The sequence below is a fragment of the Corynebacterium sp. HMSC063G05 genome, assembly GCF_001810555.1.
Classification (GTDB): domain Bacteria; phylum Actinomycetota; class Actinomycetes; order Mycobacteriales; family Mycobacteriaceae; genus Corynebacterium; species Corynebacterium jeikeium_D.
Genome location: NZ_KV801865.1, coordinates 156937 through 177110 on the forward strand (window position 1 = coordinate 156937; position 20174 = coordinate 177110).

A 20174-nucleotide genomic window follows, 5' to 3' on the forward strand; every position below is an offset into this window, starting at 1 on the left:
GACCAGGCGTGACCGCAATCTGCCAGCAACTAGATTCCGCGGTGCCTATGCTTCGCCTATGCACCGACCATCCATCGGCTATCCGCCATCTACGAGCCCCTAGCCCGCTTCAGCAAAGGCACCTACCCTGGAAAATATGACTGATTTCACCCCTGATTACGACAACATCCTCAAAGACGTCCCCACAGGCCTTCTCCTCGGCGGCGAGTTCCGTCCCGCGTCGAATGGCGAGACCTTCGATGTCGTTAACCCCGCGACAGATAAGCCGCTGGTCCAGGTCGCTTCCGCCACAGAGGAGGACGCCAGGCAGGCGCTTGACGACGCCGTCGCAGCTCAGAAGGAGTGGAAGGCAACCCCGCCCCGCAAGCGCAGCGAGATTCTTTACCGCGCTTTTGAACTCATCCGTCGGGATGCAGACAAGTTGGCCCAGCTGCAGTCCCTGGAAATGGGCCGTGCGTTGCCGGATTCCAAGGCTGAGGTCGGCTACGGTGGCGAGTTTTTTCGTTGGTTCGCTGAGGAGGCCGTGCGTATCTCCGGCGATTACCGAATTTCTCCGAGCGGGACCTCGCGCGTCGCGGTGATTAAGCAGCCGGTCGGCCCGGCTTTGGCTATTACGCCGTGGAATTTCCCGCTGGCTATGGGGACTCGCAAGATTGCCCCGGCACTGGCCGCCGGTTGCCCGGTCATTATTAAGCCCGCGTCCAAGACTCCGCTGACCATGCTCTACCTGGGCAAACTTCTTGTCGAGGCCGGTGTTCCCGCAGGTGTCGTTTCCGTGTTGCCGACGGGGCACTCATCCAATGTCTCAGCCCTGCTTTCCGATGACCGCCTGCGCAAGTTCACCTTCACCGGTTCCACCGAAGTTGGCCAGATGCTCGCTGCGAAGGCCGCGGAAACTTCGATGAAAGTTTCCCTTGAGCTCGGCGGGAATGCTCCGTTTGTCATTCTCTCTGATGGTGATGTTGATAAGGCTGTGCAGGCAGTCAGTGACGCCAAGCTCCGCAATGGCGGCCAGGTGTGTATCGCCCCGAATCGCTTTATTGTTCATGAATCCAAGAAGGATGCGTTCGTCGAAGGCGTCGTCAAGCGTTTTGCGGAGCTGAAGTTGGGCGAGGGTACCGATCCGGCGACGGACCTTGGGCCACTCGCGCTGCGTGATCAACAGGAAAAGGTTCGTGATCTGGTTGACGATGCGGTCAAGCGCGGTGCGAAAGTAGAGTGCGGCGGCAAGATCCCAGATCTCGGCGGCGCGCTTTCCGACGGCTACTTCTTCGAGCCCACAGTTCTGACCGATGTGCCCGAGGATGCGGATATTGTCCGCGAAGAGATTTTCGGTCCGGTGGTTGCAGTGACAACCTTCACGGACGATGAGCACGCGATTGAGCAGGCAAATGACACGATCTTTGGTCTGGCGGCGTATGTGTTCAGTGAGAACCTGACCAAGGCACTTGGTGCGGCAGAGGCATTGGAGTCCGGCATGGTTGCGGTCAATAAGGGCTCGCTGTCGGACCCGTCGGCGCCGTTCGGTGGTGTCAAGCAGTCCGGTCTTGGCCGTGAGGGCGGCTTCACCGGTATCAATGAGTTCCTAGAGGAAAAGCTGATTTCCCTGGAAGGCTAGCAGGACAGGTAGCTGGCGAGGGTTAGCCCAGGCGACCGCGTCCCATGCGCAGCAGCGCCGACGCGATTGCCGGGCCCTCTGGGCCAAGTGCGTCGCGGAACTCGTTGATGATCTGCACCTCTCTGCCGTGCACGAGACGCGTGCCGCCAGATCCCAGGCGGGTTTTGCCGACGGCCTTACTGATTGCGGTGCGGCGTTGAATGGCATCGATAATCAGCCCGTCAAGGCGGTTGATTTCCTTGCGGTACTGTTCGATCTCCGCGGAGCTCAACGGGTCATCGGTACCGGTGGGGGTGCGGACTTCAAAAGGGGATACTGCCGCCGCCTGCTGGCTGTGCTCGGCGCCGTCGGTGTTGTCGGTGTGTGCGGCGCGAGTGTCCGCAGGGTTTTCGCTCATAGTTCTTATTGTGCCAAAGGATTCGAACAGTCCAATCCGGGGGCTCGGCTACTGTAGTAGCCATCATGGGAAATGAAACTGGAATGCTGTTCGGGTCCTTCAATGCTGACGATGGACGTAGTGGCGATAGCCATGCTGGTTCGAACCACGGTGAGGCGGGCGGTGCTACGCCTGGCCGTGGTGGGTTCGGCCACTTCGCCAGCGCTGGTAGCAATAGCGCACCGAGTGACGCTGCCAGCTTTGGCGGCGGTTTTGGCGGTGGCTTCGAGCCCAGTTTTGATTCAGAGTCGCTGCTAGAGGGGCTTAATCCGCAGCAGCGCCAAGCAGTGGAGCACATTGGTTCACCACTGTTGATTGTGGCTGGAGCGGGTTCAGGAAAGACATCTGTGCTGACGCGCAGGATTGCATACCTGATCGGTGCGCGTGGGGTCCTGCCAAGCCAAATTTTGGCTATTACCTTTACCAATAAGGCCGCAGCCGAGATGCGCGAGCGTGTGGCGGGACTGGTCGGTGACCAGGCGCGGCGTATGTGGGTGTCCACGTTCCACTCCATGTGTGTGCGCATACTGCGCATGCAGCATGCGCTAGTACCGGGGCTTAATTCCAATTTCTCTATTTATGATTCGGACGACTCCCGGCGTTTGCTGTCCATTATCGCTAAGGACATGGACCTAGATGCCAAGAAGTTCACCGGCCGCGTGCTCTCGTCGCGTATCTCCAATCTCAAGAATGAGTTGATTGACCCGGAGAAGGCCCTCGCGGACGCGTCGACGACGCGCAATCCTTTTGATGACGTCGTTGCACGGGTTTACCTGGAGTACCAGACCAGGCTACGGGCGGCTAATGCCGTGGACTTTGACGATCTAATCGGTGAGGTCGTTCGGATTTTCACCAATCACCCGCAGGTTGCAGAGTATTACCGTCGCCGTTTCCGGCATGTGTTGGTGGACGAATACCAGGACACCAACCATGCGCAGTATGTTTTGGTCTCGACGCTCGTCGGCAAGCCCGGTGGAGATGTGCCTCCGAGTGAGCTGTGTGTGGTGGGCGATTCGGACCAGTCCATTTATGCCTTCCGTGGTGCGACTATTCGCAATATTGAGGAGTTTGAGAAGGACTATCCGGAGGCCACGTCGATTCTGCTGGAGCAAAACTATCGCTCGACGCAGACGATTCTGTCGGCGGCCAATGCGTTGATTGCGCGCAATGAGAACCGCCGGGAGAAGAAGCTGTGGACCGATCTCGGTGAGGGCGGCAAGATCAAGGGCTACGTGGCGGACAATGAGCACGATGAGGCTCGGTTTATCGCTAACGAGATTGAGCAATTGGTCGACTACGGGCCGTACTCGTATTCAGATGTGGCGATTTTCTACCGCACCAATAATTCCTCCCGTGCGCTAGAGGATGTCTTCATTCGTATGGGCGTTCCGTACACGGTGGTTGGTGGCACCAGGTTCTATGAGCGTAAGGAAGTACGCGATATTGTCGCCTACCTGCGCGTTATTGAGAACTTCGACGATGATGTTTCGCTGCGTCGCATTATCAATACGCCGCGCCGCGGAATCGGTGACCGTGCGGTGGCTCATGTGTCGCTCTATGCCGAGGACGAGAGGTGCTCGTTCGGCACGGCGCTACGTGCCGTAGCGGAGGGTAAGGTTCCGGCGGTGGCGGCGCGGAGTCGAAACGCGATGGCGGCGTTCGTCGAGATGATTGATGGCTTGGCGGCGGATATGGCATCCGGTGAACTGGCCGATATCGGTGATTTGGTCAACGCGATTATTGATCGCAGTGGGTACAAGTCGGAGCTCGAGCGCTCCAATGATCCGCAAGATGCCACGCGCCTGGACAACCTCAATGAGCTCGTCAGCGTTGCGCGGGAGTTCTCTGCAGAGGCGCGGATGATGTCGTCGGTGGATATTAGCGCTGATGTAAATGAAGGCTCTGGCGCTGCAGCTGATGCTGAAAGCGGTGCTGATACTAGTGGCGAGTCCGAGGTGGAATCTGGAATCGCGAATGACCTCGCGCGTGATTTCGCGGCCGACTTCGACAACGATGGGGAAGCGGAACCGGGAAGTCTGCAGGCATTCCTCGAGCGAGTTTCTCTGGTGGCCGATGCGGATCAGATTCCGGATGATGACACCGGTGTAGTGACGTTGATGACGCTACATACGGCTAAGGGCCTGGAGTTTCCGGTGGTATTTCTCATTGGCTGGGAAGACGGACTGTTCCCGCACCTGCGCGCCCTGGGCGATCCGAAGGAGCTGGCTGAAGAGCGACGTCTGGCCTATGTGGGTATTACCCGAGCTCGCAAGCAGCTGTATCTCACGCGAGCTGTGACTCGGTCCTCGTGGGGTTCGCCGCAGAATAATCCGCCTTCACGTTTCCTGGGGGAAGTCCCAAGCGACCTGATCGATTGGCTGCGCGAGGCTCCGGCTCGCAGCTGGGGCGCCGGTTCTGGTGGTTTTGGTTCTGGTGGCTACGGCGCGGGCAGCGCGTTTGGTCGTGGCCATGGTGCCTCGTCGGGCTTCGGTTCCAGCTCGGGCTTCGGCTCTGGTGGATCCTCTAACTCTGGTGCGTCATCCCGAAAGAAGAATCAGGTCTTGCACCTAGAGCCCGGTGACAAGGTTGTTCACGACAAGTACGGCTTAGGCACTGTGCTTGAGGTCCAAGGGGCCGCGCCCCGGGCAACTGCGATGATTGACTTTGGATCCGCAGGTAAGGTCCGCATGATGCTTATCGGCGGCGTGCCCATGGAGAAGTTGTAAAAGAACAACCACCGCCCGACTGGCCGTCCCTACCCGCGGCCGTGCACGTGCCACTATCGCGTGGAGGCTACTTAGGCTTCTTCGCTGTCACCCAGCAGTTGATGGTGGCATCTTGTACTTCGGTGCCGTTGGCATCGGTCAGCACGATGTGGACGGGAAAATCTACCCCACCAGTCTCCGGTGTGATGGTGGAGAAGTCCGGCAACTCAGCCTTGGCCACAGCCGTCAGGCCACCAACGGAGATGCGCTTGTAGTTCGTCGTCATGCCCTTTGGAACCCAGCGATGCGTTGTCGGTACGCTGGCCTCACAGAGCATGCCCATCGCGAATTCAGCGAGGTTACACGCAGCAATCGCATGCACGGACTTAATGTGATTACGCACGCCCCACCAAGCGGGCATGCGCGCTACCGCCAGTCCAGGCTGCATCGTCTCTAGCTTGGGACAGATTGTGCGGAAATATGGCGCCGTCAATGCGGCGGTTAAGGAAAATAGACGCTTGCCGACGACTGGAGTCGCAGCCAACTTCTTCCACATGCGGAATGTTTGAGTCTCTGCCATGTGTCAAGAGTAAAGCCCCAGTACCGGCGGCGATGCCGGTTTCTGAAAAAATTAATCAGGGGAGGCTTGCAGCCGCGGTCAAACAGGGGCCGGTGCACAGGTAGGGCCTTCGCAGAGCGGCCAGGCTTGCTCGTACCTGTGCCGATACCTGATTAGTTCAGGTTCAGACCACGCTGGATGAACCAGGTCACCGGGTCGACCGGAGTGGTGCCATCCGGGTGGATCTCGAAGTGGAGGTGCGTACCGGTGGAGAAGCCGCGGTTGCCCATACCGGCGATGACCTGACCAGCTCGGACAGCTTCTCCGACAGCAACGTAGATGGACTCGATGTGGCCGTAGACGGAAACAGAGCCGTCGTCATGGCGAACGCGAATCCACTGGCCGTAGCCCTGAGCCGGGCCTGCATCGATAACAGTGCCGTCCATGACGGACATGATTGGGGTGTTGGTGACGTTAGCCAGGTCGACACCGTAGTGGAAGGTTCCCCAGCGTGAGCCGAACGGTGAGGTCAGCAGCCCCACGGTCGGGATGGAGAGTTTCGGAGCGCGGGCAGCCTGGTCGCGAGCAACGCGCTCCTGGTTGTACTGCAACGCCGTAGCGAGGTGGTCGCTGAGGTTAGTGCTCGGATTGAAGGAGCTGGAGGCCAGCACCATCGGAGCGTTGTTCTTCGGCTGAGCAGCGCGGGTCTGAGTCGAAGCTGAGTTCTCCGGAGCCTTATTCTCGGTCTCAGCTGCGTGGGCGACCGCGTTGGAGGAAGCGATCGTCGATGCGGACAGTGCGACCAGTGCTGCGCGAGAAGTTGCGGAAACCTCTACCTTGCGGTGCTTTCCGCCTCCGCGACGAGCATTGAAAAACGTCACTTCAATCTCCCTGCCAACGAAACTCTTTGTAACCCAACTGTTATCTAACTTCTGCGATAATAACGGTTCGATATAGGGCAAGCAACTTGTTTTTAGAGAACTTGTTCGCTGATTCGTCAGTTTCAGTTCAATAGGGCCGTGCTGTGGCCGTGGGGCTGTTGTCTTGTATCACGGATCCGGTGAAGCGCAACCGGTGTGTTGCCAGGGGATTTATGGCGGATGCCCCTTAATCGAGGGGCTGGGTAGGGGGATCGGCAAGTAGTTTCCGGGTGAACTAAGGGTGTGGTCGCGGGGGTGGCAAAAAGTAACCCATCGGCGTTGACAAATGGAAACCAAAGGTGAAGCCACTTTGGGGGGGGAGAGGGGGCAAAAGGAGATCGGACTCAACGGATACCGTCCGTCCTGGGATCCGTACCTTCAAATTAGACTCTGCAATGCCTAAACAAAGAGGCGTTGTATGTATGGCACTATATGGCCATGGCTGTGACGCACCCTTGCGTGGCACCCTATCTATATAGGTGGGCAATCAGCTGTCAATGATTAGACGCGGGAAGGACGATGTCACTGTGAAAGGCGCGGATTCGCGGAGAGGTTCCTCCGGTAGCGATCGAAATCGGCGAAGCCGCACCGGTGCCGGTGGCAGCGGCGGGGGTTCCCGTAGCGTCCGCAGCGAGCGCACTGCCCGCGCATGGCAGAATACGCAGGCCGGTCAGACTGGCGGTGCGCGCAGCGTCGGTGCCGACAGCAATCGAGCCGCCACGACGAAGATGAAAGCGGGGGGCTCCGGAACGTCGTCACGCAAGGGGCGTCCCTCGGGGTTCCGTCGTTTCATTAACTCGCCTCGTACACGCCGGTTTGGGCTGTCTGTTGCCGGTTCTTACGGCGTCGTATTGCTGTTCATCATCTCGGTAGCTCTGATTGGCGTCATCGTCAGTGGCGCTGGAATGTCTCCGCTTCCAGCGAGTATCGCGTCGATGTGGATGATCTTTAACCTCGCGCCGTTCCGTTTTAACGGCACGACGCTGGGGCTCACACCAGCACTGCCCGCGGTGCTGATGGTGTTGTTCATCGCCTGGCGTGTACGCCGCGAAGTCGCTGACCGCATCAGCATCAAGGATGTCCGCGCGTTGGTCGGCGCGTATCTGGGCACGCCCATTGTTCTCACCATCATCGCGTGGCTCATGCTTTACGACGCGTCGAAGGTGTTTCCCCGCGTTCAGACCCCTAGTTTCGGCCTTGCGATTGCAGCCGCGCTGCTTGTAAATCTCGTGGCCTTGGTGCTGGGAATGGGGCAGCGGTTGCTGCGTGCACTACTGCTGCGCCGGAAGCTGCCGGAGTGGTTGCTCGGGTCGGCCCGTCTGGCGGGCAGCTACGTGGCATGGCTGTGGCTGGCCGGTGTTGTGGTGACACTCGTTTCGCTGATTTGGCATCGAGAGTTGCTGGCAGAGACATTTGCAATCACGGATACCGTCGGTGAAAGTGTTGCGGTCAGCGGCCTCTCGCTGCTGTACCTGCCAAATGTGGCCTTCGGTGCTGTCGGTGTGCTGGTGGGCGGAAAATCGACGTTTGGGCCAGCGGAGGCTGGGCTGTTCGCAGTGCACCCGGCTCAGCTGCCACCGCTGCCGATTTTGGCTGCCATGCCTCAGTCGCTGGTGCACTGGGCTTTCGGAGTGCTGATTGTGCTACCGCCAGCCGTTGCGGCTTGGCGCGTCGTGGCATTCCTGAAGAAATCTGCACCGAAGCAGCCCTACCTGGTCGTCGTTCTCGCTGCCGTGTGGTCGATCATCTTCCTCATGGGGCTGGCTTGGCTGCTCGGCGGTGAGGTTGGCATCTTTGGGTGGGCCGGTGCCTCCTGGTGGCTGACTGGACTGCTCGGCTCGATGTGGCTGGTTGTTCCGGGGGCCATCGTGGTTGTTGCGATGACCGGTGTGCCGTCACTTGGTAGGGACAAGGGAGTCTCGGAAGTGGCCGCCGAGAAGTTCCCGCCGAAGCCTGCGGGAGATGGAAACGGTCATGCTGAGGCTGAGGATGCCGGCGACGCCGATAAGTCCGACAATGACGGGAGCGGTTCGGAGGAGTCGGAGGAGATTGTCGACGGGGAAGTCGTAGCGACCTCCGAAGATGAAGCGACCTCCGAAGACGAAGCCGAGTCCGACACAGAGGAGGAATCAGAGTCCGGTGCTGAGTCTGAAGACACTTCAGAAGACGCTGAGGAATCGGACGACTCTGAAGAGGATTCAGAAAGCGCCGCAGGCGGAGAAGCATCGGGCGAAGTAGATGCGACCGACGAGGACGAATCCGATGAGGACACCGAAGACTCGGAGGAAGGCGGCGACGGGGAACCGTCGTCAAGCCAAAAGAGCTAAGCCAACTTAGGGGGAGCGGAATTTGGGGTCTCTGCCGGGCTGGGTAAGCTAAACGCCGTGACTGAAGCACAGCCCGTCGCAGAAATTTCGCACAATAATTCCTCCAGCAAGCAGCTCCGCATCGTAGTCCTGGCCTCTGGCCTGGGCTCCCTTTTGCAGTCGATGCTGGAACTGCTGGACGCTGAAAAGGTTCAGATTGTCGCGGTTGGTTCGGACAAGGATTGTCCGGCGCTGGAGAGGGCTCAAAACCTCAATATCCCAACTTTTCGGGTGCCTTTCGATGCTGAGGCAAAGAAGGACCGAGAAGGTTGGGATATTCGTGTTTTAGAGGCCGTGAACAGTTTTTCGCCGGATATCGTTGTCTCGGCGGGTTTCATGCGCATTCTGGGGCCATCATTTGTGGAGGCCTACAGCAATCGCATCATTAATACGCACCCAGCGCTGCTGCCGTCCTTCCCAGGGGCGCGTGCGGTACCGGATGCACTTGACTACGGGGTGAAGGTCACTGGCACGACCGTGCATATCGTTGATAATGGAGTGGACACCGGGCCGATTCTGGCGCAACAGCCAGTGGCCGTCGAGGACGACGACACGGTGGAGACCCTGCACGAACGAATCAAGGTTGTCGAACGCCGACTCCTGGTTGATGTATTGCACTCGATTGCCGATCACGGAATTGAGCGTGACGGACGAAAGGCTTATCTGAAATGACCAACGACAACACGCAGCGTAAACCGATCAAGCGCGCTCTGATTAGCGTCTACGACAAGACTGGGCTCGAGGAGCTGGCTCGCGACCTGCACGAGGCTGGCGTGGAAATCGTTTCCACCGGTTCCACGGCTGGCAAGATTGCTGCAGCTGGCGTGCCTGTGACCCCGGTTGAGGATCTCACTGGTTTCCCGGAGTGCCTCGAGGGCCGCGTGAAGACGCTGCACCCGCGTGTTCACGCCGGCATTCTGGCTGATACCCGCAAGGAAGACCACCTGGCTCAGCTGAAGGAGCTCGGTGTGGAGGCTTTCCAGCTCGTTGTCGTTAACCTGTACCCGTTCCGGGAGACCGTTGCCTCGGGCGCTTCCTACGACGAATGCGTGGAGCAGATCGACATTGGAGGCCCGTCGATGGTTCGCGCTGCGGCGAAGAACCACCCGTCGGTTGCCATCGTCGTCGACCCGGCTCGTTACGGCGATGTCGCTACCGCCGTGAAGGAAGGCGGCTTCACCCTCGAGCAGCGCCGTGAGTTCGCTCGCGACGCATTCCTGCACACCGCTGATTACGACGCAGCTGTGTCCAACTGGTTTGTTGAGCAGCTCGGTGGCGCTGAGGGATCCACTCCGACTCCGCTGCGCTACGGCGAGAACTCTCACCAGTCGGCAACTCTGACCCGCATTGGTACCAAGGGGCTGGCAAACGCCAAGCAGCTGAACGGCAAGGAGATGTCGTACAACAACTACCAGGATGCCGACGCCGCATGGCGTGCCGCCTGGGATCACGAGCGCCCGTGTGTGGCAATCATCAAGCACGCTAACCCGTGCGGCATCGCAGTCTCGGATGAGTCCATCGCCGCAGCTCACCGCGCAGCTCACGCATGTGACCCGATGTCCGCATTCGGCGGTGTCATTGCCGTCAACCGCGAGGTCTCCGTTGAGATGGCCGAACAGGTCAAGGACATCTTCACCGAGGTCATCGTCGCTCCGTCCTACGAAGACGGTGCCGTTGAGGTGCTGAAGGCCAAGAAGAATCTGCGTATTCTCGTCGCCGAGTACGAAGCACCGACCACCGAGAACAAGTTTATCTCGGGTGGTCTGCTCACCCAGGATCCGGATACTTACCAGGCAGAGGGTGATAAGCCGGAGAACTGGGAGCTGGCCACCGGCGAGGCATTGAATGCTGAAGAGCTGGCTGAGCTCGAGTTTGCATGGCGCTCCGTCCGCGCTGTGAAGTCCAACGCCATCCTGCTGTCCAAGAACAACGCCACCGTCGGCGTCGGCATGGGCCAGGTCAACCGCGTGGACTCCGCAAAGCTCGCCGTTGAGCGCGCAAATACGCTTGCCGACGGAGAAAACCGTACTCAGGGGGCCTACGCTGCGTCCGATGCCTTCTTCCCGTTCGCTGACGGTCTGCAGGTCCTGATTGATGCCGGTGTGAAGGCAGTTGTCCAGCCAGGTGGTTCCATCCGTGACGAAGAGGTCATAGCTGCTGCCAAGGAAGCTGGCGTCACCATGTACATGACAGGTACTCGTCACTTCTTCCACTAATTCCTTACTGGATTAGGGGCTAACCGCCGCGGTGCTAACTGTCACCTCGGCGGTTTTTCTCTACCCGGACGTGTGGGGACCTGTGGGCGAGGATGTGTGTCTGTTGTCGAGCCGTGGTCTATGTGAACACACGCTGAGGGCAGGCGCTGGTGATAATTATGCAGACGAAATGGCTCCAATGCGTTTAACATAAGGGCTTATGTCACGTAGAACCGAAGCGCGACGGCGTCGAGAAGCAGAGATTCTCTCCGCTGCTGCTGCGATCCTGGCCGACCGAGGGTTTCATCAGACTCGGTTGGAGGATGTTGGCTCCGCTGTCGGCATTTCTGGCCCAGCTCTTTACCGTTACTTCAGCGGCAAGGAAGAGCTGTTGGCGCAGATCCTCATCGATATTTCTATCCGACTTGTCGATGGTGCGCGAGCAGTTCTCGATCGAGCAAAGAGCAATGATTGGGAGCCAGAGGAGACTCTTCGGGGCCTCCTTGCGCATCACGTGCATTTTGCAGTCACGGAGCCCGATCGCATTCGTGTCCAAGAGCGCGAAGGGGGAAATCTGGCGCCAGAGCAGAGCGCAAAAGTGCGTTCCTTGCAGCGTCTTTACATGGTCTTATGGGTGGACGCTCTGCGTGAACTACAGCCCGAACTCACCTCCGACGAGGCGCAGCTTAAAGTCCAGCTCACCGCTGGGTTGATTAACTCTTCCAGGCATGTGCTCAAATGGGCGGGCCCCGAGGCGACAAGGGAAAATGCCTTTGAGATGGCCCTCGCTGCGCTGGGCATTAACAACCAATAATCCGTATTCATTCTTCTGCCGTCTGGCCTCACTGTGCTCAGCAGTGTGAGGTCAGGCGGCTTTGTTGTGCGGTGCAGGGCGCTCACATTCAGTTGAATTCACCCCCGAAACAGATTTCTAGGGGAAACATAAATCTCTATTGGAAACATGTTGCGACCTCGGGGAGAGGTGTGTATTTCAAGCTGCATAAAAGACTTCCGGGGGTGAAAGTGTGGTCTAAGAAACAAAATTTGTTGTGAGGTGACTGGGGTCACATTAATCTTTTCGTCAAGAAAGTTAATAGTCATTAACGGAAAGTATTTCGCCCATGACTCACGCTCCAGCATTGACCAACCGACAGCGCCACGAAGAGCTCGTCGCAGAGCTCAAAGAGCTGCTTAGCACAACAGCACGCGGTGGTTCCGAACGTGCCCGTGCTCGCCATATTTCCCGCGGTAAGCTGCTGCCACGTCAGCGCATCAACCAACTGCTTGACCCCGGCAGCCCTTTCCTTGAGGTCGCACCGCTAGCGGCCCACGAAATGTATGGCGGCAAGGTTCCGGCTGCTGGCGTCATCGCCGGCATTGGCATCATCGAAGGTCGTCGCTGCCTGGTTGTAGCCAATGACGCAACCGTTTCCGGCGGAACGTACTACCCGTTGACTGTCAAGAAGCACCTGCGCGCACAGGAGATTGCCAGCCTTAACCACTTGCCGTGCATTTACCTGGTCGACTCCGGCGGGGCCATGCTTCTCAACCAGGATGAAGTTTTCCCTGATCGCGATCATTTCGGTCGCATTTTCTACAACCAGGCCAACCTTTCCGCTCGCGGGATTCCGCAGATTGCCGCCGTGATGGGATCCTGTACCGCCGGTGGCGCCTATGTGCCGGCGATGAGCGATGAAGCGGTCATTGTGAAAAACCAGGGCACCATCTTCCTGGCAGGCCCGCCACTGGTTAAGGCTGCAACTGGTGAAGATGTCACACCAGAGGAACTCGGTGGCGGCGAACTGCACTCCAAGACCTCCGGCGTTACTGACCACCTCGCGGTTAACGATGCCGACGCACTGCGTCGTGTCCGCGATATCGTCGCAACGCTCCCCAAGGACCCGGAAGTTCCGTGGGACACAGAATCCACCGTCTCGCCGACTCGCAACCAGACCGATCTTTACGATGTCGTCCCCGTCGATGCCAAAGTGCCTTACGACGTTCACGAGGTTATTGAAATTATTGTGGATGGAGGTCAATACCAGGAGTTTAAGGCCGAATTTGGTACGACCCTGGTCACTGCTTTCGCCCGCATCCACGGCCACCGCGTCGGCATTATCGCCAACAACGGCATTCTCTTCGCGGAATCTGCGCAGAAGGGCGCGCACTTCATCGAGCTGTGTGATCAGCGCGGCATCCCACTGGTATTCCTGCAGAACACCACGGGCTTCATGGTTGGTCGCGAATACGAGGCCGGCGGTATCGCAAAGCACGGCGCCAAGATGGTCAACGCCGTGGCTACCACCCGCGTGCCCAAGTTCACCGTAGTCATCGGTGGTGCCTTCGGCGCCGGCAACTACTCCATGTGCGGTCGCGCATATTCGCCGCGCTTCCTCTGGATGTGGCCGAATGCTCGCATTTCCGTCATGGGCGGTCCACAGGCGGCGATGACGCTGTCGACGGTTCGTCGCAACCAGATTGAACGCTCAGGTGAGAGCTGGTCGCAGGAAGAGCAGGAGGAGTTTGAAGCTCCGATCCGCGAGCAGTTTGAGCGCCAGTCGCACTGCTATTACTCATCGGCTCGCCTGTGGGATGACGGTGTCATCGATCCCGCAGATACCCGCCGAATTCTTGGCATGGCCCTCGATGTGGCAAGTGGCGCGCCCCTGGATGAACAGGGCTTCGGCGTCTTCCGCATGTAGTAACCAGCTAAAAACTCTCGACACCGCATTTTCTGGAAAGGAAACACAGGGCACATGACAGCGCACAACACGCAGCCCCACGCAGCTGGCGGCAGCCTGAGTACCGTATTGGTCGCAAACCGCGGGGAGATTGCCTGCCGCATTATTCGAACCCTTCGTGACAACGGAATTCGCTCCGTCGCGGTCTACTCGGATGCCGATGCCGACGCCCCTCACGTCCGCATGGCGGATATGGCCATCCACATTGGCCCATCTCCGGCACGTGAGTCCTACCTGGTTATCGACAAGATTATCGATGCCGCTCGCCGCTGCGACGCAGACGGAATCCACCCCGGTTACGGCTTTCTGTCTGAAAACGCAGACTTCGCGACCGCCTGTGAGGAAGCAGGTATTGAATTCATTGGCCCACCGGCCAGTGCCATCAACACCATGGGTGACAAAATCTCCGCCCGCGCTGCCGTCGAAGCCCGCGATGTTCCCACCGTGCCGGGTCTGTCTCGCCCCGGGCTTAGCGACGAGGACCTCATTGAGGCAGCCCCATCGATTGGCTTTCCGGTACTGATTAAGCCGTCGGCAGGCGGTGGCGGCAAGGGGATGCACCGCGTGGAAAACGCTGCTGACCTGCCGGCTGCGCTCGCGACGGCCCGTCGTGAAGCGGCGGGTGCCTTCGGCGATGACTCCCTGTTCATCGAGCACTTCGTCGACACCCCGCGGCATATCGAGGTGCAGATTCTCGCAGATAAACACGGCAATGTAATCCACTTGGGCGAGCGTGAGTGCTCGCTGCAGCGACGCCATCAGAAGGTCATCGAGGAAGCACCGAGCCCTCTGCTGGATGAGGAAACGCGCAGCGCAATTGGTGAAGCGGCCTGTGACGCGGCCCGCTCGGTCGGCTACGTCGGCGCGGGCACGGTGGAGTTCATTGTGCCGGCGAAGGACCCGTCGTCGTTCTTCTTCATGGAGATGAATACGCGCCTGCAGGTTGAGCACCCCGTGACTGAGCAGGTCACCGGCCTGGATCTGGTGGCGCTGCAGGTTGACATTGCCTCGGGACGCCCACTGCCGGTTGCTCAGGAAGATGTAACTCTCACCGGTCACTCGATTGAAGCTCGCGTGTATGCCGAAGACCCGGCGGCGGGATTCCTGCCCACCGGTGGCACGGTCACACGTGTCGTCGAGCCGAGCGGGGCGGGAATCCGGGTGGATTCCGGCATTGTCGACGGTTCCGAGGTCTCATCTCTCTATGACCCGATGTTGATGAAGATCATCTCCCATGGGGAAAACCGTGAGCAGGCGCTCGAGCGGTTGGACCGAGCGCTCGGAGACACCGTTGTCGCAGGTGTCGGAGTCAATATCGACTTTTGTCGCTACCTGCTGAACGTCCCCGAGGTTCGCGCCGGCGATCTTGATACCGGTCTGCTCGACCGCGTGGCGGAAGGCTTCGCCACCTCCGAAACACCGGACGATGTCTACCTCGCCGCTGCGATGGACTGGCTGACTTCCCGCTTTGAACAAGCCACCGACTCACCGTGGCTGACCCCGGATGGCTGGCGTGCCAGTGCGCCTGCCGCGCAGCGCATTCGCTTTGGGGCAGGGGAGGACTCGCGTCTGATCTCGATTGTGGGCACCCCGGCGAGTGCTGACGTCGTTGTCGGTGACGTAGTCGCAGGTCTGTCGGCCGAAGCGGAGAACGAAGATATCGACGTTCCAGAACCGCGAAATTACAAAGTTTCGGTCTTTCGCGACGGGGAACATCTGCGCATCGTCCGCGACGGAGTCGCACAGCACTTCCTGGTCGAGACCATCGACAATGCGGGGTCGGCGAACCACGAAGAGTACGTCGTCGCCGGTGCCCACGGCACCTGGGTATTGCCCCGCACCGAGGTAGTCACCACCGGTGCCGAAGCCGATGCAGGCGGCTCTGGCGTCATCCAAGCTCCGATGCCCGGCGCGATTATCGCGTTGGCGGTGGAGGAGGGAGCCCGCGTCGAAGCTGGTGAGGCTCTGTTGGTCATGGAGGCCATGAAGATGGAGCACACTCTCACTGCCGAAATTGCAGGTGAGGTTAGCTTCACCGTCGCGCCGGGCGATCAGGTCGCCGGTGACCAGCAGCTGGCCGTCATCACCGTGGCCGAAGCCGAAGAATAAAAGCCCACACAAAACGCACCAATCAGGTCCTACACCTACAAAATCTTTAAGGAGCACTCATCATGTCCGAAAGCACCAAGATTGCAACCGCCATCCTCGACGACGAATACGTGGAACTGCAGAAAGTAGTTCGCGAATTTGCCAACGAAGTTGTCGATCCGGTTTCCGCCGAGCACGACCGCAACCACACCTTCCCGTACGAGATTGTCTCGCAGATGGGAGAAATGGGCCTGTTCGGTCTGCCATTCCCTGAGGAAGTCGGTGGCATGGGCGGCGACTACCTGTCCTTCGGTATCGCTCTGGAGGAGCTGGCTAAGGTCGATCAGTCGGTCGCTATCACCCTGGAAGCGGGCGTTGGCCTAGGTGCCATGCCGATCTTCCACTTCGGCAATGACAAGCAGAAGGAGACCTACCTGCCCGAGCTGACTGCTGGTAAGAAGCTCGCCGGTTTTGGTCTCACCGAGCCGGATGCAGGTTCCGACGCCGGTGCCACCCGCACCAACGCCCGTGAAGACGGCGATGATTTCGTCATCAACGGTGCCAAGCAGTTCATCACCAACTCCGGCACGGATATTACTTCGCTGGTTACTGTCACCGCAGTCACCGGCCAGAAGGACGATGGAAAGAAGGAGATTTCTACCATCATCGTCCCGAGTGGCACGGAGGGCTTTGTCGCGGAACCGGCTTACGACAAGGTCGGTTGGAATGCCTCCGACACCCACCCACTGACCTTCACCGATGTCCGCGTCCCCCAGGAGAACCTGCTGGGCACCCGTGGACGCGGCTTCGCTAACTTCCTGTCCATCTTGGCGGAGGGCCGAGTCGCGATTGCAGCGCTTGCCACCGGTGCCGCCCAGGGCTGTGTCGATGAGTCGGTCCGTCACGCCAAGGAACGTCAGTCCATGGGCCGTGCAATTGGCGAGTATCAGGCTGTTTCCTTCAAGATCGCACGAATGGAAGCGCGTGCGCATGCCGCACGCATGGCGTGGTACGACGCAGCCGCAAAGATGGCCGCGGGCGCAGATTTCCGTCGTGAAGCGTACATCGCCAAGATGATCGCCTCCGAGGCAGCGATGGACAACGCGCGCGACGCGACACAGATTTTCGGTGGCTACGGATTCATGAACGAGTACCGCGTGGCACGTCACTACCGCGACTCCAAGATTCTGGAGATTGGCGAGGGCACCACCGAAGTTCAGCTCATGCTGATCGCACGTGGATTGGGGCTGTAAAAATGGCTGACAACAACGCAACCGAAGTCACCCACGACGTCGTCCAGCGCGGACTGTGGTTCGAAGAGTACGAGGTCGGCGCGCGCTACCTGCACCGTCCGGGGCGAACCGTCACTGAAACCGATGACGTCCTCTTCACGACGCTGACCATGAACACCCAGCCACTGCATCTGGATGCGCACTGGTCGAGCCAGCAGCCGGGATTCGGCGGCGAGCGTCTGGTCAACTCCATGTGGACGCTGTCGACGGTTGTCGGGCTGTCCGTCGGGCAGCTGACGCTCGGCACCATCGTCGCCAACCTCGGCTTCACCGAAGTGGCGTTTCCCGCACCGATGTTCCACGGCGACACCCTGTATGCAGAGACCGTCTGCCGTAACAAGCGTCGGTCCAAGTCTCGCCCCAACCAGGGCATTGTCGAGCTCGAGCACATCGGTCGCAATCAGGACGGCACGATCGTCTGCCGCGCCGTCCGGTCCACGCTCGTCCAATGCGCACCGACTTCGCTTGACGACGGCTCCGAGAACGCAGCTTCAGCGGGGAAGTGAGTGGCTCATGTCTACGCATAAATCCTGGCAGCCGCTGGGCCCTGCAATTCTGTTTGCGCCGGCAGACAGGCCGGAACGATTCGCTAAAGCTGCTGACCGTGCCGACATGGTGATTCTGGACCTGGAGGACGGCTGTCGCGCAGAAAACCGTGAGGCTGCCCGCGAGGATATCGCCTCCTGTGACCTCGACCCGGCCCGCACGATTGTGCGTGTCAATCCACCGGAGGTTGAGGACTACGCAGCGGATATTGACATGCTGCGTGGCACCGCTTTCCGCCAGGTGATGCTGCCCAAGGCTTCCTCGGCTCAGCAAGTGGATGAGTTGGTAGCGGCACTGGGGGAGAAGACCCAGGTCATTGCCCTTATTGAAACTCCGCTTGGGGTCATGCGCGCCGAAGAGCTGGCGCAGGCCGATGGTGTCGTTGCACTGTTCTGGGGCGCAGAGGACCTGGTGGCGGGATTGGCGGGAACGTCATCACGCTTTAGCGAAGCAGAGGCTGCACTCGCGCCGGGCCGTATCCATGCGGGTAGCTACCGCAGTGTGGCGGTACATACCCGCAGCCACGTTCACCTGGCTGCAGCGGCGCACGGTAAGGCCAGTCTGGATTCCATCTACGTCAATATCTCCGACGCAAATGGGCTAGCTGCGGAGGCCGCAGATGCCGCTGCGTTGGGATTTGCCGCCACCGTCTGTATCCACCCCGGTCAGGTCCCGACAATCCGCCAGGCTTACCGCCCCAGCGACGAGGAGATTGACTGGGCGCGTCGGCTCTTGGCGGAAGCGGAAGAGAACACCGGTGCCTTCAGCTTTGACGGCCAGATGGTGGATGCGCCGCTCTTCCGTCAAGCAGAAGCCATTGCTCGGCGAGCTGCTGTAACCGGTTAGTCCCACAGCCGGTAACGACCACTGATTTATCCCCCTAAAGAACACATTTTCCTCTCACACACTCTGCACTCTGCGGAGTCACTTAAACCAAGGAGATCTCCCCATGACCGCGACATTGAAGAACCACGCAGAACAGCGCACTGCTGATCCTTCGAAGCTGCCGGAGGGCTTCACCACTGTGCCGGCACCATACGGCAAGGATGTTGTCGATGCCGATGGCAACAAGATGAGCCACGTGTTCGGCGCCGGTGTCGAGCAAGGTGCCGCTCCACTTCGCGATGAGACCCTCGGTGAGAATCTGCGTGCGATTGTGGAGAAATTCCCTTCCCGCGACGCCGTCGTTGACGTCTACGCGGATGTCTCCTTTACCTTTGAGCGTTTCTACAACCGAGTTCTGCGCCTGGCCAGCGCTTTCATCCGGGAGGGCTACCGTCCAGGAGACCGCATCGGCATTTGGTCCACAAACCGCTGGGAGTGGACCGTGGTGCAGTACGCCTGCCACCACATCGGCCTGGTGCTGGTCAACATCAACCCGGCTTACCGCCAGCACGAGCTGAACTACGTGCTGGAAAAGGCAGGTGTGCGTATGGTGTTTGCCGCTCGCCGCTACAAGGACTCCGATTACCGAACTATGCTGATCGAGGCCTCCAAGCAGCGCGGTGTGCGCTTGGACAAGGTCATTTACTTCGGTTCGTCCGAATGGTACGAGCACATGCACAGCGAAATCGACGACCTGAGCGAGTACACCTCCCAGCTGAAACCGGATGATCCGATCAACATCCAGTTCACCTCAGGCACGACAGGCTTTCCCAAGGGCGCTACGCTAACGCACCGCAACCTGCTGAACAATGGATACTTCATCGGTGAGCTATTGGGCTACACCGAGACCGACCGCATCTGCGTGCCGGTGCCGTTCTTCCATACCTTCGGCATGGTGATTGGCACCTTCGCCGCCTTCACCCACGGTGCCGCTATTGTCATCCCGGCCCCGTCGTTTAAGGCGCGTGAAACACTCAAGGCTGTGCACTCGGCCAAGGCCACCAGCCTCTACGGCGTGCCGACGATGTTCATCAATGAGCTTGAAGAAGCTCATGATCAGGAGGAATACGGATCCCCCTACGACCTGTCGCTCCTGCGCACAGGAGTGATGGCAGGTACCTCGTGCCCGTCGAAGACCATGCGTGATGTGATGGATAAACTCAATATGCGCGAGATTGCCATCTGTTACGGCATGACGGAGACCTCGCCGGTGTCCTTCCAGACCCGCGCAGATTCTCCTCTGGAAAAGCGCGTCAACACCGTCGGCCAGATTATGCCGCACTTGGAAGCCCGCATCATTTGTGAAGAAACGGGTGAGACGCTGCCGCGAGGCGAACAGGGCGAGGTTGTCGTTCGCGGTTACTCCGTTATGAAGGAGTACTGGGAGCACCCGGAAAAGACCGCCGAGGCCATCGACGCCGACGGTTGGATGCACACCGGCGACTTGGGTGTGCTTGACGACGAGGGCTACCTGTCCATCACCGGACGTATTAAGGACATGCTCATCCGTGGCGGTGAGAACATCTACCCGCGCGAAATTGAAGAGTTCCTGTTCACCCACCCGGCTGTCGTCGATGCGCAGGTCATCGGTGTGCCGGATGACAAGTACGGCGAAGAGATTATGGCATGGGTAATTCTGCACGACGATGTGGAAGACTTCACCGCTGACGATGTGGCGGCCTTTGCCCACGGCAAGCTGTCGCGTCACAAGATTCCGCGCTACGTCCACGTCGTCGAGGAGTTCCCGATGACCGCGTCGGGCAAGGTCCGCAAGGTCGAGATGCGTGAGATGGCTCCGCGAATCCTGGGCTGGGTGTAGAAGA

General features: G+C 59.4%; 15 protein-coding genes. 12 read left to right on the plus strand and 3 right to left on the minus strand.

Annotated elements, in window-relative coordinates; genetic code table 11:
* Positions 1-136 precede the first annotated feature (136 nt).
* Positions 137-1618 carry an NAD-dependent succinate-semialdehyde dehydrogenase gene (locus HMPREF2751_RS09970; protein WP_070595953.1) on the plus strand — a complete coding sequence of 494 codons (1482 nt, stop codon included), beginning with the start codon at positions 137-139 and terminating at the stop codon, positions 1616-1618.
* 22 nt (positions 1619-1640) lie between these two features.
* Here the strand turns inward: HMPREF2751_RS09970 and HMPREF2751_RS09975 are convergent, their stop codons facing one another.
* Positions 1641-2015, minus strand: coding sequence for a chorismate mutase (locus HMPREF2751_RS09975; protein WP_049171980.1), 375 nt, complete (start codon positions 2013-2015; stop codon positions 1641-1643).
* 65 nt (positions 2016-2080) lie between these two features.
* On the opposite strand from HMPREF2751_RS09975, the gene HMPREF2751_RS09980 reads away from it, so the two are divergent.
* Positions 2081-4780 (plus strand): UvrD-helicase domain-containing protein, encoded by a 2700-nt coding sequence (locus tag HMPREF2751_RS09980; RefSeq protein ID WP_016422162.1) that lies wholly within the window; start codon positions 2081-2083, stop codon positions 4778-4780.
* Between the two features lie 67 nt (positions 4781-4847).
* Here the strand turns inward: HMPREF2751_RS09980 and HMPREF2751_RS09985 are convergent, their stop codons facing one another.
* Positions 4848-5339, minus strand: coding sequence for a hotdog fold domain-containing protein (locus HMPREF2751_RS09985; protein ID WP_038627827.1), 492 nt, complete (start codon positions 5337-5339; stop codon positions 4848-4850).
* Positions 5340-5491: 152 nt separating this feature from the next.
* Positions 5492-6199 carry a M23 family metallopeptidase gene (locus HMPREF2751_RS09990; RefSeq protein ID WP_016422164.1) on the minus strand — a complete coding sequence of 236 codons (708 nt, stop codon included), beginning with the start codon at positions 6197-6199 and terminating at the stop codon, positions 5492-5494.
* Positions 6200-6735: 536 nt separating this feature from the next.
* Between HMPREF2751_RS09990 and HMPREF2751_RS09995 the strand changes: the two genes are divergently transcribed.
* From HMPREF2751_RS09995 to HMPREF2751_RS10040, 10 genes are all read left to right on the plus strand, one after another.
* Positions 6736-8565 carry a cell division protein PerM gene (locus HMPREF2751_RS09995; RefSeq protein WP_016422165.1) on the plus strand — a complete coding sequence of 610 codons (1830 nt, stop codon included), beginning with the start codon at positions 6736-6738 and terminating at the stop codon, positions 8563-8565.
* A 57-nt stretch (positions 8566-8622) separates the two neighbouring features.
* Positions 8623-9276: a phosphoribosylglycinamide formyltransferase gene (gene purN, locus HMPREF2751_RS10000; protein ID WP_016422166.1), complete on the plus strand. Its 654-nt coding sequence runs from the start codon at positions 8623-8625 to the stop codon at positions 9274-9276.
* Positions 9273-10820, plus strand: a complete 1548-nt coding sequence (gene purH / locus HMPREF2751_RS10005; RefSeq protein ID WP_016422167.1) for a bifunctional phosphoribosylaminoimidazolecarboxamide formyltransferase/IMP cyclohydrolase — start codon at positions 9273-9275, stop codon at positions 10818-10820. The genes purN and purH overlap by 4 nt, the downstream gene beginning before the upstream one ends.
* Before the next feature lie 199 nt (positions 10821-11019).
* Positions 11020-11613 (plus strand): TetR/AcrR family transcriptional regulator, encoded by a 594-nt coding sequence (locus tag HMPREF2751_RS10010; RefSeq protein WP_016422168.1) that lies wholly within the window; start codon positions 11020-11022, stop codon positions 11611-11613.
* 307 nt (positions 11614-11920) lie between these two features.
* Positions 11921-13501 carry a carboxyl transferase domain-containing protein gene (locus HMPREF2751_RS10015; RefSeq protein ID WP_049172754.1) on the plus strand — a complete coding sequence of 527 codons (1581 nt, stop codon included), beginning with the start codon at positions 11921-11923 and terminating at the stop codon, positions 13499-13501.
* A 54-nt stretch (positions 13502-13555) separates the two neighbouring features.
* On the plus strand, positions 13556-15649 hold the full coding sequence (locus HMPREF2751_RS10020) for an acetyl-CoA carboxylase biotin carboxylase subunit (RefSeq protein WP_049172756.1): 2094 nt from the start codon (positions 13556-13558) through the stop codon (positions 15647-15649).
* 62 nt (positions 15650-15711) lie between these two features.
* On the plus strand, positions 15712-16881 hold the full coding sequence (locus HMPREF2751_RS10025) for an acyl-CoA dehydrogenase family protein (protein WP_049193284.1): 1170 nt from the start codon (positions 15712-15714) through the stop codon (positions 16879-16881).
* Between the two features lie 2 nt (positions 16882-16883).
* The gene (locus HMPREF2751_RS10030) at positions 16884-17426 is read left to right on the plus strand and encodes a MaoC family dehydratase (RefSeq protein ID WP_049172760.1); all 543 of its coding nucleotides are present in this window, start codon (positions 16884-16886) and stop codon (positions 17424-17426) included.
* A gap of 7 nt (positions 17427-17433) precedes the next feature.
* Positions 17434-18312, plus strand: a complete 879-nt coding sequence (locus tag HMPREF2751_RS10035) for an HpcH/HpaI aldolase/citrate lyase family protein (RefSeq protein ID WP_070595954.1) — start codon at positions 17434-17436, stop codon at positions 18310-18312.
* Between the two features lie 103 nt (positions 18313-18415).
* On the plus strand, positions 18416-20170 hold the full coding sequence (locus HMPREF2751_RS10040) for an AMP-binding protein (protein ID WP_048731620.1): 1755 nt from the start codon (positions 18416-18418) through the stop codon (positions 20168-20170).
* Positions 20171-20174 lie beyond the last annotated feature (4 nt).